Below are 17197 nucleotides of genomic sequence, written 5' to 3'. Positions count from 1 at the left end.
TTATCTTTGTGACAATGGCTTCTATATTTCAGTTTAAAGAGTTTGCCGTTGATCAATCTGATTGTGCGATGAAAATTAATACCGATGCTGTGTTATTAGCTTCACTCGTTCATGTTGAATCTTCGGAACGTATATTAGATATTGGTACAGGTACAGGTGTAATTGCGCTTATGTTAGCACAGCGCTGTGCGGATAGCGAGGTGATCGCTGTGGAAATTGATCCTGCAGCCGCGAAGCGGGCAGCAATAAATTTTAGAAACTCCAATTTTGGAGACCGAATGGTGATGCACGCTTGTTCATTTCAAGATTTTACTGATACAGGCTCTTTTGATTTTATTATTTCTAACCCGCCATTTTACACCGATTCGTTGCATAATCCCGATGCAAGGAAGAAGTTGGCCAGACATACCGATCTTCAGTTTTTCAACGAGCTGCTGACCTTCGCCGCAGACAAACTACAGGTAGATGGGCAATTGGCTTTGATCGTTCCAAAACTATTGGCCGATGAACTGAAGGAGATTGCGGAAACCTTGGATTTATGTTTAAAAGAGCAGATTCAGATCCGATCTTTCGAAGGTGATGCCATCATCCGTAAGATTATTGTTTTTCAGAAAGCTTATCGTGGAGTTTCAACAGTTTCTGATTTTATAATTTATGAAGCGAAAGGTGTTTATTCAGAAATGTATAAGACCGCTTTGCGACCTTATTTTTTAGCTTTTTAGTATGATAAGAATTGGATTGATATCAGATACACATGCTTATCTGGACGAGTCGGTGTTTAAGCACTTTGAAAACTGTGACGAAATTTGGCATATTGGTGATTTTGGAAATGCCGCTGTTGCAGACCAACTGGAAGGTTTTAAACCTTTACGAGGTGTTTATGGAAATATCGATGATCAAGAACTACGTCATCGTTTTCCCGAAGATCTGAGGTTCACCTGTGAAGGCGTAGATGTTTGGTTGACACATATCGGCGGGTATCCCGGTAAGTATGCACCACGGATAAAAAAGCAGATAACGACTCATCCTCCCCAGCTTTTTATTACGGGGCATTCGCATATCTTGAAGGTGATGTATGATCAGAAGTTAAAATGCCTACATCTAAATCCAGGAGCTGCGGGAAAACAGGGCTGGCACAAAGTGAGAACACTTATGCGGTTTGAAATAAATGGCAGTAAAATTGAAAATTTAGAGATTATTGAACTTGCGGGAAGGTAGGCAACTCATTATAAGCTGTCGCGTACTTCCAATAAAAAGCTCTTTAATTTTTCTAAAGAATCGACGACGCGCTGATTTTCTTTAGCTTCAGATTTATTAGTGCGCAGATATTCACGTGCACCTTGAAGGGTATAACCTTTATCTTTAACCAGATTGAAGATGATTTTTAAATTAGCAATATCATCTTGGGTAAATAGACGATTTCCTTTTTTATTCTTTTTTGGTTGAATAATATCAAATTCACGCTCGTAGAAACGAATTTGGGATGCGTTGACATCAAACATGGTTGTCACTTCACCCATCGTGTAATACAATTTATTAATTTCGCGCTCTTTGTAAGGCATACTAATCTGTTAATTTTTATATAACAAACTTAGATAAATTTGTTGAATATCGTTGCACCTAATATAAAACAAATTTATCGTTCTTTCCTCTACCATCAAGAATTATTTTATAGAGGAAATATACAATGTAAGATAGATAATAAAAATTATCTATCTTGATTCGTAGTAATTTATAGAATTGGATTTAATTTGAAAAGATATGATTTTGGTTAGTCGGTTTTGGACAAAAGTATTTTCATGGGGAAAGGCTGATGCCATTACTATTTATCCTTTTATTTTTCTAAAGAAGCGTATATTTAAAGATAACCGTCAATTGATCAATCACGAGCAGATACATATGAGGCAGGCGGTGGAATTGCTCATTATATTCTTTTATATCAGTTATCTTATTGAATTTTTATTTCGTTATCTGCAGTACAGAAATTTCCATCAGGCTTACCTGAATATATCTTACGAGCGAGAGGCTTATGCCAATGAGGCTGATCTTGATTATTTGTCCAAGCGGAGATTTTGGGCTTTTTTTAAGTATCTAAAAAAATAAGAGCTCCAATAGTAGGAGCTCTTATTTTTTCGGTGGAACACCGAAGATATTTTAAAGACCGATTATTATTTAATCAACCTCAAGTATGTTGATACTTTTTCTTTTAATTGTCTTCTGTCTACGATAAAATCCAGGAAGCCGTGCTCTAAAATAAATTCTGAAGTCTGGAATCCTTTAGGAAGATCCTTTTTGATTGTTTCTTTGATAACGCGTGGACCTGCAAAACCGATTAAAGCTCCTGGTTCAGCAATATTGATATCTCCTAACATGGCGTAAGAAGCGGTAACACCTCCTGTCGTCGGATCTGTAAGCAAACAAACATAAGGCAATTTTGCTTTAGCCAATAGGGCTAATTTTGCCGCTGTTTTCGCCATTTGCATCAATGAGAATGCGGCCTCCATCATACGGGCTCCACCTGATTTGGAGATCAACATAAAAGGAATGTTATGTTCGATACAGTAATCGATGGAACGTGCAATTTTCTCACCTACTACAGAACCCATAGAACCTCCGATGAAGTTAAAGTCCATACAAGCGATAACCAGTTCCTGCCCATCGATTTTACCATGACCAGAACGAATAGCATCAACCAGACCTGTTTTAGCCTGACTTTCTTTTAAACGTTCTGTATAAGGTTTTGAATCGAAGAAATTGATCGGGTCACCTGAGCTTAATGTCGGGAATAATTCAGTAAACTCGTTATTATCAAAAATGATTGAAAAATAAGCTGCAGAACCAATTCTAAGGTGGTATCCACAGTATTGACAAACGTAATTGTTTTCGATTTGTTCAAGGTTCAACAACGGTTTTTTACATGATGGACATTTGTTCCACAATCCGTCTGGCGCCTCTTTTTTATTTTCTGTTGCCGTGTTAATTCCGGCTTTATCTCTTTTAAACCAACTCATACGATAGTTCTAATTCAGTTACAAATAAACAAAATTATTTTGTTTAGTAGAAGTATTCCTTAAAATTGCTGTGTATTTACGATTTGTGAAAGGAAGCTGACCCGAAATTTTGGGCATAAAAAATGGGTAAGCTCCTTTTATCGCACCGCTCAACCAAATACCCTTGCTTTGTTCCCAACCTGGGGGAGTCAATGGGAGCTGGTCGTAAAAGACTTACCCGTCACAAAAGTAGAAAAAAAATCCTTCTAAAGAAAGATATTTTGCTATTAGTGCTTACTTCGCTGATAGTCAATAAGAATAATTTTAAGTCTTGTCTTTTCCATACTCGCCACAGAGCGAATAATACCCAAAAAGACCTAGACCAAGTGAGATAATTGGTGTTAAAATGAACATAATAATGATTCCGAATACTAAATCTTCTTGATGTCCGATCATTATTTTAGGAATTGCGAGCTCAAAAAGACAAAAGTATGCAGTAAATAGCGCCAGCGCAATCCAAAGAATCCCTAATATTTTTTTTAGTTTATCCATTGTTGAGGTGATTAGGTTTATTTTTAATATACAACGATCCGATTATGAAACATACAGCCGCAATAATGATCGGATACCAGAGTCCTGCCAAATAAAATTCAGGATCCTGAGCAATTTGCGCATTTGTCGTCAGGTAAGTCGAAATTGCAGGCAATAAGCCTCCGAAAATGCCATTACCGACATGGTAAGGTAAGGACATGGACGTGTAACGAATTTTAACCGGAAACATTTCCACCAGAAATGCCGCGATTGGTCCATACACCATGGTGATGTATATGATCTGAATAAATATCAATGCCGTTAAACCTATGCGGTTACTACCATGCACCGTTACCGTTTTTTTAATAAGCGTATCATGTTCGGTCGATTGATCGTGGCTTATTTCTTGAGAACGTGTTCCATCAGTATAGTGGATAACCGTTTGAAGCTTGTTATCGGCCAATTTTAATGTATTGGTCGAGCTCACTTCTTTTGTGCTGGTATCCGCTAGTTGATACATCGCTTTGTATATAGGTCTATAGGTACAAAGTGCCAGTAGCATGCCCAAAAGCATAATCCATTTACGGCCGACTTTGTCACTTAACCAGCCAAAAAGAATAAAAAATGGTGTTCCGATCAGCAATGCCGTTCCTAAGATCATATCAGCTTCGTCCGAATTGAGGTGCATCACAGTTTTCATGTAACTCATGGAATAGAATTGTCCCGTATACCATACGACTCCTTGTCCCATAGCTGCGCCAAATAAAGCAAGCAACACAAATTTTAAGTTATACCGGTTTCCAAAGCTTTCTTTTAAAGGATTTTTGCTTGTTGTACCCTCTTCTTTCGCTTTGGCAAACTCGGGCGATTCACTCATGTTTTTACGGATGAGGTAAGACACATACACCATCAATATGGATAGAATAAATGGAACACGCCATCCCCAGGCGTCAAATTGTTCTTCGGTCAAGATGTATTTTGTTACGAGTATAACAACCAAAGAGATAAATAAACCGAAAGTTGCTGTCGTCTGTATCCAGGATGTCCAATAGCCACGTTGACCTTCAGGGGCATGTTCTGCCACATAAGTTGCCGCTCCACCATATTCACCACCAAGTGCCAGCCCTTGCAATAAACGTAAGATCAGTACGAGTAAGGGGGCAAGAAAGCCAATGCTCTCATAGCTGGGTATACAACCGATCAAGAAAGTGGCACCTCCCATGAGCAACAGTGTAACCATAAATGTGTATTTTCTTCCGATAAGGTCTCCTAATCTACCGAAAAAAAGTGCACCGAAGGGTCTGACAACAAAACCAGCAGCAAATGTGGCTAAGGTAGAAAGGAAAGCCGCAGTCGGATTGTCCGCAGGGAAAAATTTGGTTGAAATGACGATGGATAAACTTCCGAAGATAAAAAAGTCATACCATTCAATCAGTGTTCCCATGGAGGACGCACCGATTACTTTCCAAATAGTTTTGGTATTTGTATTTTCTTTCATTTAGATTTATAAGGTTGTTTAGGTTTAAATTTTATACATTTTTCCAGGTAAAGAGGTGATATGACCATTCATCTCCATTTCGAGTAAAATCATCGCAAGTTTACTTTGTGGCCAGTTACAGTAAAGCGTGATGTCGTCAATACCCACTTGCTGTTTACCCTGGAGAAAGAGATAGAGGTGCAACTGATCTTTATTTAACTCAGGAGGTAGGAGCGGGAGCTGTATACCTGTTTGTTTTTCTGAAGTTTCCCAATTCATCAGGTAGCAAAGATCTTTCGCATCCCGGATCAGATGTGCGCGGTTGGTTTTAATTAAATAATTACAACCTGCCGAATAAAGCTGATCTATTGCTCCCGGGAATGCGCATACATCGCGGTTATAGCTATTTGCTATTTCAGCAGTAATGAGCGCGCCTCCCTTTGTGGCCGCCTCTATGACAATCGTTACATCAGACATGCCTGCTATAATGCGATTTCGCATAGGGAAATTTTGTCGGTCAAGATTGCTGTCTGAAGGAAATTCGGTTAGTAATCCACCCTGTTGAAGCATTGCTGACGCTGTTTCTCTATGAGTCGCCGGATAAATCCGGTCTAGTCCATGTCCTAATACACCCACTGTTGGTATCCGATGCAGTAAAGCATTTTTGTGAGCCATGATATCGATACCATAGGCCAGTCCACTTACAATTGTGGTATCAAGAGACTGCATCTGTTCAATGAGCGTATCGCAAATTTTGCGACCATAGCTGGTGGCATTTCTCGTTCCGACAATGCTGACCATACGTTCTTTATTGAGGTCGGCATTCCCTTTGTAATATAAGACCAGTGGTGCATCCTCACAATTTCTCAATTTCTGAGGATAATCCGGATTATCTATCCATAAAACTTTTATCTGGTGTTTTTCAACAAATGCCATTTCTTTTTCGGTTGCTTCCTGATAGTTTTTCGCAGCGATTTCATTAGCTGTTCGACTATTTACTCCTGGAATTTTTGCTAAAGTACTGGCATTTGTCTCTAAGATTTCTTGCACAGAGCCGCAGTGCGTAAGCAAAGCTCGCGCAGTTTTAGGTCCTACCCCCTTAATTTTGGTAAGTGCTATTTGATGATAAAAGTTCATATTCGGTTATTTAAAGATAATAATATTTTACTGAAATTCAGGCTAAAACAGTTTTACTTTTGGTATCAAAAATGATTAGAAAAGAATTTTACTTTCATATTTTAGAGAATTATGAGATAGCTTGTATCTTTGTTTGAAATAAAAATATATGACTATGGAAATGAAAGAACCGTTTGATATAGAAATTGAAAATATTGTTTACTCGGTATTCCCAGAAGAGGAAGATACTTATGTGATTTTTAAAGAAGGGGTAGAATATGTACAGATTATTAAAGATACAGAGAATCTGTGGTTGAAAACCAATCCTGAGACTGGTTTACCAATGTTTGGTATGGATGAAGAGATTAATGCGATTGGCAAAAAAATTATAGAAGAATTGGGTTAATAATTCAAGATAGATAGACAGTTAAACAAAGTTAAAATCGCCGCTCGTATTTCTTTTGTTGTTATTTTTAAATAACTAATTATAAAGAAATGAATCCAGGTCGCTTATTTTTTTTGATGTCTATCTGTCTGCTTTTATTTTTTAGCCGGGTCAAATCTTCATCTGCTCATTTTGTTTTTTCCTATCAAGATACCACTCTTCGGAATAAAAAAATAATTAATCAGGATACCAATATACTGGATACTGCGCTAATAGTTGGGAAAAAATTAACGGCGGAAGAGAAAATGACCGAAAAGCAGATTACATATAAGTCCATATACTTTTGGGGAGATACTAAAAATATGGTGACCTTGCCATATCAGGGCGGTCTTGCCGTTAATCTCAATAAGTTGTATAATCTTTTGAGTAAGAAGGGTCGTGCTTCTCGGAGACTTCAAAGACTATTCGAGCGGGAGTTCGAACAAGACAAAGTCTTAGCACAATGGACTGCGCTAACTGAAGCCTACACGCCTTTAACGGGAGACTCTTTGGTTAAATTTCGTTCTTATTATGAACCTTCCTCCAAATGGTTGCGCAAGGCAGACCATTACGATCAGATTGCTTATGTGCAGCACAGTTTAAAAAACTACCTAGATTCTGTCGAAATCATTCATCAACGTCTGAGTCTCCCTAAATTAGAAATCTTAAATCCCTAAATTACATCGGAACATAAACGACATATTTCGTTTCGAAGAAATCTTCTTTAAAATAATCGGAAAGTGGGTGCAGCTCAGCTTTCAGTCGTGACTCTTTAATTTCTTCTTTAAGATCACCACCTTTTAGATATAAGATACCGTTAGGAATTCCATTTTTATCCTGTTTAAGGAATTTATTGCGGATCCAAGGAGCAAAATCTGCTAATCGTGTTACAGCACGTGATACAACAAAATCATATTTGTCGTCCAATTGTTCTGCACGGATGTGATCTGCTTCAACATTCTCAAGTCCTAAAGCAGACGCAACTTCGCGAACAACTTTAATTTTTTTTCCGATCGAATCTACTAAATGAAATTTTACGTCAGGAAATAAAATAGCCAATGGTATTCCTGGGAATCCTCCGCCTGTGCCAACGTCTAAAATACGAGTGCCCGGAGCAAATGTCATGACGTATTTTGCAATACCTAAAGAATGTAATACATGATGAAGATAAAGGCTTTCAACGTCTTTGCGTGAAATAACATTGATCTGATTGTTCCAAAACGGATAAAGTTCTGCAAGTTGTGCAAATTGTGTTTTCTGAACTTCTGTTAAGTTTGGAAAATACTGATATATGATGTCTACTGTAGGATTCAAAGTGAAAGTTTTAAAATATGAATATTATTTCCAGCTAAGTGATTTCTTTTTACGGTTGAATAGTCCGTTGATGCAAATATAGAAATAGTAGATGATGTCTAATAATGGTAACCACCAAATGAGGTCAGAAACTGCTAATTTCTTATATATTGCCCTAAAAACAATGAGCTGTGCAAGTAGGCGAATTAGATATGCAGCTACAGGTACGTACCAGTAATTAGGGAAAATAATCGCAGTCAGGATAATCGTAAAATAGAATAAAAATGAAGTGATCAATTGCATACCCAACATACGCTGATGTCTTTTTTTGTAGATAACCGAAGCGCCCGAATGCCGTGCTTTTTGTTTGTAATAGCTTTTCCAGGTTGTTTTAGGTTCTGAGTAAACGATAGCATCCTCATGAATGGATATGGCTACATTTTTCTTCGTAGCGTTTTCATTTACAAAAAGATCGTCATCACCAGATTTAATGTGCATGTGTGATGCAAATCCCTTTTTACTGAAAAATAACGTTTTTGTGTAGGCCATGTTTCTGCCTACAGCCATGTAAGCATCTTTTTTTATCGCATACGATAAATAACTCATTGCTGTATGCGTTGTCTCGAACCGGATAAGTTTATTGAGAAAACCTTTATATTTAAAATAAGGGGAGTACCCGATGACAATCTCTGTATCCGGTTGGTTAAGTGCTCCAGCTATTTCTTTTAACCAATTGCTTGAACTTGGATTGCAATCAGCATCTGTGAAAACCAGTTTTTCGTAAATAGCAGATTTAATTCCTAGGGTAACGGCGAATTTTTTTCCATGCTTAAGCCGTATATGTTCCTTAATATCGACAATTCTTAAGTTATCATATTGAGATTGATATTCTTTTAAAATCCATTTTGTCTCGTCAGTAGAGTAATCATTAACAACAATCACTTCAAATTGGGGATAATCCTGCTCTAAAATTGATGCTAAAAACTGCTTTAGATTTTTTTGTTCGTTATGTGCACAGATGATGACAGAAATAGGATCAAATTGATCTTGTTCCTGATAAGAATGCACTTTATGACGACTCAGTTTTCCGTATACAATTATAATATAGTACAACTGGATGAGCAGTAATAAACCGATGATGCCAAAGGCGATATAAGGGTAATAGAAGGCGTATTGCTGTACGATGTTCATAGGTTGCAAAGATAGTATGTTCCAAGGATATTTGCTTTAATAATGTTTTTTGTGCTGTAAATGTTAAAATCTTGTAAAAGGTCAATCTTTGCATTGCTTTTTATAGTATTTTTGCAAAGATTTTAAAAAAAGCATGTTGGGGAATTTGCTTCTGAAACAGTAAAAATCATCAAATTAGAATCCCCAAAAAATAAAAGATTAATGAAATTCACTCTTCAAGTACAAGATAAATTTTCTAAAGCGCGTGCAGGTGTTGTTGAGACAGCTCACGGAAAAATTCAAACTCCTATTTTTATGCCGGTTGGAACAGCTGGTACGGTCAAAGGTGTGCATCAGCACGAATTGAGAAATGATATTAAAGCCCAAATTATTTTGGGAAATACCTATCATTTATATCTAAGACCGGGACTGGATGTTTTGAATAAGGCAGGTGGTCTTCACAAATTTAACGGTTGGGATCGTCCAATTTTAACAGATTCTGGAGGTTACCAAGTTTATTCATTGTCAGACAATCGTAAGATACGAGAAGAAGGTGTGACGTTCCGGTCACATATTGATGGTTCAAAGCATTTATTTACTCCTGAAAATGTGATGGATACACAACGAGTAATCGGTGCGGATATTATCATGGCTTTTGATGAGTGTACTCCTTATCCATGTGACTATGGTTATGCCCGTCGTTCGATTGAAATGACTCACCGTTGGCTGAAAAGATGTTGTGATCGTTTTGACAGTACAGAACCATTATATGGATATGACCAGACATTGTTCCCCATTGTTCAAGGATCAGTATATAAAGACTTACGTGAAAGATCTGCTGAGAAAATTGCGTCTTTCAATCGTGAAGGAAATGCAATCGGTGGTTTATCCGTAGGAGAGCCTGCTGAGGAAATGTATGCGATGACGGAAGTTGTCTGTAATATTCTTCCAGAAGATAAACCACGTTACCTAATGGGGGTAGGTACACCAATCAATCTACTTGAAAACATCGCTTTGGGTATAGATATGTTTGATTGTGTAATGCCAACGCGTAATGCACGTAACGGTATGATTTTTACACGTCACGGAACGATCAATATCAAGAATGAAAAATGGAAAGACGATTTTTCTCCAATTGATCCAGATAGTGATCTTTACTCAGATCAAGTATATACAAAAGCATATTTACGCCATTTAATCCGTTCGCAAGAACTTTTAGGTGCACAGATTGCTTCTTTACATAACTTACACTTCTATTTATGGCTGGTAAATGAGGCACGTGAGAAAATTGTAGATGGTACATTCTACGATTGGAAAAATAAAATGGTCAAAGTATTAGGTCAACGTTTGTAATTTTTTTGCATCTTAGTAGTATTATGTTTTCTATTATCGATCGTTACATTATTAAAAAGTACTTGAGCACATTTGTGTTCACGATGGCTATTTTTACAGTCGTCATGGTCATTTTTGATATTTCTGAGCGATTGGATGATTTCTTGAAATATAATGCTCCTATGGACAAAATTATATTTGAATATTACGCAGGATTTATCCCGTTTTATTTAAATTTCCTTTGTCCTCTGATCAATTTTATCGCTGTTATCTTCTTTACTTCGAAGATGGCCGATCAAACAGAGATCGTACCCATATTAAGTGCCGGCTATAGTTTTAACCGGCTTTTAAGACCCTATATTTTTTCTGCAACGCTTATATTTGCAGTTTCTTTTGTCTTTAACCTTTATATTATTCCGAAAACGAATAAAATGAAGATCGGTTTTGAAAATGTGTATGTAAAACCTTTGAAAGATAATACGAAAGTGTCCACGCATATGCAGATTGATAAAAACAGTTATGTATACATAGACAACTTTGATAACAACTCCAAGATTGGATATAAGTTTGTACTGGAAAAATTTAAGGGTGATACCTTATTGGAAAAAATGATCGCTGAGCGCATTACATGGGATTCTGTAACGACTAAGTGGAAAATACATGATTATACAAACCGGATTATTAATGGTCTTCATGAACGAATGGACAAGGGTACCGTAAAAGATACCACTTTGGATATGAAGCCGAGTGATTTTGAACTGTATGATAATATTTTTACAGCCATGGATACGAAAGAGCTGGATGAGCGTATCCATAAAGAGGAAATTAGGGGTACAGGGATGATGACAGATCTTAAATTGGAGAAATATAAACGTTATGTCTATCCTTTTTCGGCATTTGTGCTTACTTTGATGGGCGTTGCCTTATCCTCTAAGAAGGTCAGAGGAGGTATTGGTCTTAGTTTGGGTATCGGTATCGGATTGAGCTTTACCTACATAGTGTTCATTCAATTTGCCACCATGTTCTCATTAAAAGGAGGGCTCCCTCCTTTGATTGCAGTGTTAATTCCCAATATTACATTTTTAATTATTGCAATCTATTTGGCTATAAAGGCGCCAAAATAAACAAACCGACAATGTCAAAAATTAAAATTAATCAGAATGTTCTTATTCTGCATTTAACAATCCTGATATGGGGTTTTACAGGAATTTTGGGTAATTTGATTTCGATATCTGCTATACATCTTGTTTGGTATCGGGTTTTGATTGCGGCGATTTCTCTATGGATTTATCTTGCCGTTAGCAAGCAGCAGATTCTGGTAAAAAGAAAGGATTTTATCTCTTTCATAATGGTCGGGGGTGTCGTAGGGCTTCACTGGGTACTCTTTTTTTATGCAATTAAGGTATCTACAGTATCAGTAGCTTTGGTGACATTATCTTCTTTGACATTGTATACTTCTATTTTGGAACCCCTGATCAATAAGAAAAAGATCGCCCTAGTGGATATGTTAGTTGGTGTAGTGATAATAATGGGTATCTATATGATATTTCAATTTGAATCCAATTATATTGAAGGTATTCTTGCGGGCTTAGCATGTGCATTCTGTGCAAGTATTTTCTCGATTGCAAATGCCAGAATGGTTAAAAAATCAAGCGCTACCTTGATCACATTTTATGAAATGCTGGGTGCTTTTTTCTGGGTGTCAGTTTTTATGTTATGCAGTGGAGATTTTAATGAAAATATGGTTCTCAATCAATCGGATTTAATTTATCTATTGATCTTAGGGGTATTGTGTACTGCCGTTGCGTATGTGTTAGGTGTTGCTGTAATGAAAGAATTGAGTGCTTTTACAGTTGCTTTAACGACAAATCTGGAACCTGTTTATGGCATTTTATTGGCCATGCTGATCTTCGGTCAAAAAGAGACGATGAGTTTAGGTTTTTATGGTGGTGCTGCCATTGTTTTAGGTGCAGTTTTCTTCTATCCTTACTTAAAAACAAAAATCGAGAAAAGGAAGCAGGATTTGGTTATTAGAAAAATCTATTAATTATCTATTTTAGCTTTATATATCTGCTCTTGTTGCAGAACGGAATTTAATGGATATATTGCGTATCCTGATAAAAAAAGCGTGCTTAAAACTGATTTTAAGCACGCTTTTTTTTGACTTAGCACTGGATTAAAAATCAAATGTTCCGATGGTCACATGCTGCTCTTTGGTTTTATCTAAGTACAGGGTGATGATTTTACGTTCCTGTTTTCCGGAGCTATAATAGGTGAATATTTCTGCCATAACTGCTGTTGGACCTGCTAGTGTTAGCGAATTATCATTATAAAAATCTACTTCGACTTTATATTTTCCTTTGACTGCTCTTTTTAATAGAAATTGTTCAGGGCCATATCCTCCGGTAAAATCATTACTTAAACGTCCTCCTATTGCAGTGCTATTATTGCTGTAAAAGCATTTTTCTCCATGTGGATCTGTGACCCAAAGATCTATATCTGTATTGTTTGAATTCCAATTGATCACTACACGACAATCGACAGGAAGATCTGCAATGAGTTTTTTGCTGATGTTATTGCTATTGACATGAGTCTGGTTTAATTTTAATAAATTATTTAACTCCATCACAATAATTTCTTCTATACCATCGTCGCGATCGGCTGCTTCAGGGGAATAACTTTGCGTTAGGATACTATATAATTGATCAAAAGCTTTTTGATATTGTTTATTATCTAATAATGCTAAAGCATAATCGCGGTGGCTTTGCAGATCCATAGGACGCCAGTCTAAGATTTTCTTATTGATGTAAAGTTCATATTGATATTGTTCCCATTGTTTAAGTGTGTAAGCTATTGTCTTAAATAAATCTGCATTTTCAATTTGAAGATCTGCAAGTGAGCTCAACACTAATAATGCTTTATCTTTTGTGCCTTTTCGATAGAAAAAATTAGCAACGTCAAAATAGAAGCTCGGAGTACCCAAATATGCTTGGCGAAGTTCGAGATATGTTTGATAGGGATTCGCTGATTTTTCTAAGACCTGCAGATACATATTATCATTTTTAATGTCAGGAATGGTGATTTTTGCACCAGCAGTTGTTCTGTCACTCACATCAGTGCCGGAATAATGCTGTTGATCAGAAATTGGGTCTTCTAAATCGCTTAATACTATTTCCTCCAGATTTGAATATTGATCATCTGCTAAAAACATCTGTCTGCTTTCTGATGATACCATTTTTGATGTTGCAGCTTGTGCATTATTGATTGGATGAACTTCGGGCGCTACAAATGACTCTTCTACGATCCTGCTAGGCTGTGGATAAGTTTTCTTTGCTTTGAAGTCGGTCTGCCACCATTTTTTTAATTCTTGGACATTGGTTTCAGCCTGTGCCAATAAATCATGCATACGTTCCTCCCGAAGAACGCTTTGTTCTTTAATCAATTTATGATAAGCTGGAAGCAATTCTGTTGGAGGCAGGATGGCATATCGTACATAATCTTCCACGGTTTCCAATACAATTAAACTTGTGTTACGGGTAACAATACCAAATTGCTTACCAAGTTCTTCAATACGTTCTTTATTTTCCGTGTAATCAACATCTAATGTTGCAATCTTTTTCTGAGCCCAGATTTTATGAACATCCAACTCATTTTCTTGATAATTGATGTCAATTTTGACTTCTTGAGTTGCACGATCCCCGTAGCCAAAGAGTAAGGTAATCTGTTTTAAATTGTTGTTTTTTCCGAGACCTGTAATCGCGATATGATCCTGTACTTCTGTATGGATCGCTGGATATATTTCTGAGAAATCAGCATGTTCTTTGATCCCTAAAAATTTTAAATTTTCTGAACTTAATTTCTTGATACCGTCAATAGGTGATGTGTTCAATAGATTGAGCGTTTTTGCACCAGTTTTTTTGCTAATGGCCTGGAGTGTGCTGTAATCTGCAATAGCAGAAGAAGAGATGCAATATATTGGTTTGTTGATGGTTACTTGATTTGACCCAAATGTGGATAACCCTTCGGTAAAGAAAAGATATTCCTCCGCTTGCAGCACTTGATCATTTAATTTTGAATAGTCTGTTCCGCCATCATAAGTTAAATGCAAGAGATAATTTTTTAGAGCAGTCCAATTTCCCTGTTCTATGTGAAATGTTCCCGCTTTTACATAGCTGATATTCAGTAAGCCCAGTTCTACAGTTAAATTCTTTTTTTGTTGTATGATGAGATCCAGAAGTGCTAATTCTTTTTGAATGTCTTTATCTTTAGCGCTTAAAGAATTGTCCCAAATGATCCCAATTTTGTTAGTCCAGGTTTTTGCTTTCGAAGGAGCATCGATAAATATATTGCTAAGGAAATAGAAAGATTGATCTTGATTAGCCTGTGTCAAAATGTTGTTCTCATTTGGTCGCTTAGGTAGTCCAATTACTAATGATTTCTCAGGTATAAAATTGTTTTTAGCTATAGCCGCTTGATAAATGTGATTTTTTTCTGAAAATATGAGTGATCCATCTGGTTTGCTGATCAATGTCGGTACCTGGTCTGTTTGGTAGATATTTACCTGAAGTTTAAACCGCTCGATCGCTTGTTTATAGGCTAAAGGTAAATGGTATTGAAAACCAGTCGAAGCATGGAATTGTAAATTCTCTTCATAAGTTATGCTAATGGTTCGTTGACCTTGTGCAGGTATAGGATATATTCTGGTCTTAAAATTATTCCCTTCTACACGCTCTAATAATCCAGGATCTACACGACGAGATTCAATACTTTCGAAGACTTCAATCCCTTTGCTCTTATCAACTGCAACAGCTTGACGTAGTTTTCCATTAATATCAAGGGCGTATCCTGTTACCGAAACACCTTCAGGCATGGGGAATGTCAGTATGCCCTCCAAGTCTCTGTTTTCATTATTACGGAAGATCATTGTCATCGTTGTTTTCGCGATGTTACCAAAAATATTAACTTGAATATCGAGCTCCTGTAGATTAACTTTTGCCTGATCTTTTGGATCATTCGATATTTTTAAGCTGGGAATAGGTCTATTTGGATTATTCTGTGATTTAATATTCTCTCCCTGAAGTAGGAGACATAAAATCAATACTATTATGAGGATCTTATTCATATTTTTTGAATTAGCTTGCTGTGTTCATTTAAGATGATGCATCTTAGTAACGAATTCCATAATTAACCGCAGGATTAAAAAACTTCATGTAGGTTGAAAATCTTAGTCCCGGTTAAAATGAATAAAAGCTTTTTGAGATCAGCGAGGGTCCATATGCTACTCATTTTTGAGATGAAATAACCGGATGAGTCAGTGACAGGAAGTGCTATAAAAGAATAAACCCCGTAAATATATTTACGGGGCTCATTCTTTTCTATTTAGGATTGGTATTAAGCATATTGATGAATAGCTTCTTTGCTTTCAAGCTCCGAATGCCCCATTAGGAATTCGTCTACTTTTCTAGCACACTCACGGCCTTCTGATATCGCCCATACAACTAATGATTGTCCTTTCCTACAATCTCCAGCTGTAAAGATCTTATCTACCGAAGTCTGGTAAGCTTTATCTGTCGCTACTATATTTCCTCGGCTATCGACTTGAACACCCAGTTTTTCTGGCAATTGTTGCTCTGTATGTTGATAACCGACAGCTAAAAGAACAAGATCTGCCGGAATTTCTTTAGGCTCTGATTGACCTAATTTTGTTCTTCTACCGAAATCATCTACTTCGTATTCGATCTCTATGATCTGAACAGCTTTGACATTTCCATGGTCATCACTGATGAAGGCTTTTGTTTCGGTCGCCCAAAGTCGGTCACAACCTTCTTCTTGTGATGATGAAGTGTTGAAAGTGATTTTATCTGATGGCCATGGATTATTCTTTAATCGTTCCTTTGCAGGGATGGGTTTACGTGCGATCTGGGTAATGCTCTGTGCCAGTTGTCGATTGGAAGTGCCGATACAATCCGATCCAGTATCACCGTCACCGACTACGACTACATGTTTTCCTTGGGCGATGATGTGCTCTTCCGTGTATTCAATACCACTCACTTTTTTATTCTGCTGTTTCAGAAAATCCATCGCGAAATGGACACCCTTTAATTCTTTTCCAGGAATATCCAAATGCCAAGGAACAGTTGAGCCTGTTGCTAAAATAACAGCATCAAAAGAAAGTAACTCATGGGTGGAGATGTTTTTGCCAACCTCAGCGTTTACGTTAAATTTAATACCTGATTCCTGCATCACCGAAATCCGGCGGTCAATAATTTTCTTGTCTAATTTAAAATCTGGAATACCATAACGGAGTAAGCCTCCCAGTTGATCATCACGTTCAAAAACGACAACGTCATGACCAGCTTTATTTAATTGTGCGGCTGCAGCTAAACCCGCAGGTCCTGATCCAACAATAGCAACTCTTTTATCTGTTTTAATATAGCTTTTGTTAGGTTTTACATAACCTTTATTGAAAGCAATTTCAATAATATGTTTTTCGATTTCCTCAATGGTAATAGGAGAACTGTGTATACCCAATACACATGCCGATTCGCATGGTGCCGGACAAATTCTTCCTGTAAATTCGGGAAAGTTATTTGTTGAGGTCAATATGTTGTATGCATCTTCCCATTTTCCATCGTAAACGGCATCATTAAACTCAGGTATTACATTGCCCAAAGGACATCCTGAGTGACAAAATGGAATACCGCAGTCCATACAACGTGCGGCCTGTGTATTCAGTTGACTATCTGTGTAACCCTTGTTGAATTCCTGAAAATTCTGTATTCTGTAAGCTACCGGTTCTTTTTGCGGAAGCTCACGATCGTATTCTTTAAATCCTGTTATTTTTCCCATGATTTTTCCTCCTGA

17 protein-coding genes and 1 other RNA gene are annotated in these 17197 nt (G+C 37.0%); 8 read left to right on the top strand and 10 right to left on the bottom strand.

Translation table 11 applies throughout. The annotated features are described in order from the left end of the window. The first annotated feature begins 14 nt into the window (after nt 1–14). Nucleotides 15–722, top strand: coding sequence for a tRNA1(Val) (adenine(37)-N6)-methyltransferase (locus HCX49_RS23130; protein WP_168128261.1), 708 nt, complete (start codon nt 15–17; stop codon nt 720–722). A gap of 1 nt (nt 723) precedes the next feature. Further along, nucleotides 724–1218: a metallophosphoesterase family protein gene (locus HCX49_RS23125; RefSeq protein WP_168128260.1), complete on the top strand. Its 495-nt coding sequence runs from the start codon at nt 724–726 to the stop codon at nt 1216–1218. Nucleotides 1219–1226: 8 nt separating this feature from the next. On the opposite strand, the gene HCX49_RS23120 is transcribed toward HCX49_RS23125, so the two are convergent. Next, nucleotides 1227–1562: a MerR family transcriptional regulator gene (locus HCX49_RS23120; RefSeq protein WP_021188513.1), complete on the bottom strand. Its 336-nt coding sequence runs from the start codon at nt 1560–1562 to the stop codon at nt 1227–1229. 199 nt (nt 1563–1761) lie between these two features. Here HCX49_RS23120 and HCX49_RS23115 point away from each other — a divergent pair, with 199 nt between their 5' ends. Beyond that, on the top strand, nt 1762–2103 hold the full coding sequence (locus tag HCX49_RS23115; protein ID WP_168128259.1) for a hypothetical protein: 342 nt from the start codon (nt 1762–1764) through the stop codon (nt 2101–2103). Between the two features lie 65 nt (nt 2104–2168). On the opposite strand, the gene accD is transcribed toward HCX49_RS23115, so the two are convergent. The 5 genes from accD to dprA all read right to left on the bottom strand — a co-directional run bounded on the left by accD (nt 2169) and on the right by dprA (nt 6135). Further along, on the bottom strand, nt 2169–3011 hold the full coding sequence (accD, locus tag HCX49_RS23110) for an acetyl-CoA carboxylase, carboxyltransferase subunit beta (RefSeq protein WP_021188511.1): 843 nt from the start codon (nt 3009–3011) through the stop codon (nt 2169–2171). A gap of 121 nt (nt 3012–3132) precedes the next feature. Then, nucleotides 3133–3230, bottom strand: an RNA gene (gene ffs / locus HCX49_RS23105) — signal recognition particle sRNA small type. Between the two features lie 84 nt (nt 3231–3314). Next, a complete protein-coding gene (locus HCX49_RS23100; RefSeq protein ID WP_021188509.1) occupies nt 3315–3542 on the bottom strand; it encodes a DUF6814 family protein in 228 nt (75 codons plus the stop codon). Next, nucleotides 3535–5019 carry an MFS transporter gene (locus HCX49_RS23095; protein WP_168128258.1) on the bottom strand — a complete coding sequence of 495 codons (1485 nt, stop codon included), beginning with the start codon at nt 5017–5019 and terminating at the stop codon, nt 3535–3537. Before HCX49_RS23095 ends, HCX49_RS23100 begins: the two co-directional genes overlap by 8 nt. Before the next feature lie 24 nt (nt 5020–5043). Beyond that, on the bottom strand, nt 5044–6135 hold the full coding sequence (gene dprA / locus HCX49_RS23090; protein WP_168128257.1) for a DNA-processing protein DprA: 1092 nt from the start codon (nt 6133–6135) through the stop codon (nt 5044–5046). A gap of 154 nt (nt 6136–6289) precedes the next feature. On the opposite strand from dprA, the gene HCX49_RS23085 reads away from it, so the two are divergent. Beyond that, the gene (locus tag HCX49_RS23085) at nt 6290–6520 is read left to right on the top strand and encodes a hypothetical protein (RefSeq protein WP_132772391.1); all 231 of its coding nucleotides are present in this window, start codon (nt 6290–6292) and stop codon (nt 6518–6520) included. Between the two features lie 89 nt (nt 6521–6609). Further along, nucleotides 6610–7215, top strand: coding sequence for a hypothetical protein (locus tag HCX49_RS23080; protein WP_168128256.1), 606 nt, complete (start codon nt 6610–6612; stop codon nt 7213–7215). Between the two features lies 1 nt (nt 7216). Here the strand turns inward: HCX49_RS23080 and rsmG are convergent, their stop codons facing one another. After that, complete coding sequence (gene rsmG, locus HCX49_RS23075; RefSeq protein ID WP_168128255.1) at nt 7217–7852, bottom strand: 16S rRNA (guanine(527)-N(7))-methyltransferase RsmG; 636 nt, start codon at nt 7850–7852, stop codon at nt 7217–7219. A 24-nt stretch (nt 7853–7876) separates the two neighbouring features. Beyond that, nucleotides 7877–9022, bottom strand: a complete 1146-nt coding sequence (locus HCX49_RS23070) for a glycosyltransferase (protein WP_168128254.1) — start codon at nt 9020–9022, stop codon at nt 7877–7879. 201 nt (nt 9023–9223) lie between these two features. On the opposite strand from HCX49_RS23070, the gene tgt reads away from it, so the two are divergent. The 3 genes from tgt to HCX49_RS23055 are packed head-to-tail and all read left to right on the top strand — an operon-like array spanning nt 9224 to nt 12380. Further along, complete coding sequence (tgt, locus tag HCX49_RS23065; RefSeq protein WP_108160421.1) at nt 9224–10354, top strand: tRNA guanosine(34) transglycosylase Tgt; 1131 nt, start codon at nt 9224–9226, stop codon at nt 10352–10354. A gap of 23 nt (nt 10355–10377) precedes the next feature. Beyond that, nucleotides 10378–11457: an LptF/LptG family permease gene (locus HCX49_RS23060; protein ID WP_132772385.1), complete on the top strand. Its 1080-nt coding sequence runs from the start codon at nt 10378–10380 to the stop codon at nt 11455–11457. 11 nt (nt 11458–11468) lie between these two features. Continuing rightward, nucleotides 11469–12380: a DMT family transporter gene (locus HCX49_RS23055; protein WP_168128253.1), complete on the top strand. Its 912-nt coding sequence runs from the start codon at nt 11469–11471 to the stop codon at nt 12378–12380. Nucleotides 12381–12509: 129 nt separating this feature from the next. Here the strand turns inward: HCX49_RS23055 and HCX49_RS23050 are convergent, their stop codons facing one another. Continuing rightward, nucleotides 12510–15455, bottom strand: coding sequence for a VIT domain-containing protein (locus HCX49_RS23050; protein WP_168128252.1), 2946 nt, complete (start codon nt 15453–15455; stop codon nt 12510–12512). 269 nt (nt 15456–15724) lie between these two features. Beyond that, nucleotides 15725–17182, bottom strand: a complete 1458-nt coding sequence (locus HCX49_RS23045; RefSeq protein ID WP_168128251.1) for a glutamate synthase subunit beta — start codon at nt 17180–17182, stop codon at nt 15725–15727. Nucleotides 17183–17197: the final 15 nt, after the last annotated feature.

Source organism: Sphingobacterium sp. B16(2022) (genome assembly GCF_012030425.1).
Taxonomy (GTDB): Bacteria; Bacteroidota; Bacteroidia; order Sphingobacteriales; family Sphingobacteriaceae; genus Sphingobacterium; species Sphingobacterium anhuiense.
Note: the sequence above shows the minus strand (reverse complement) of the source record. Positions and strands in the feature narration are given on the sequence as shown.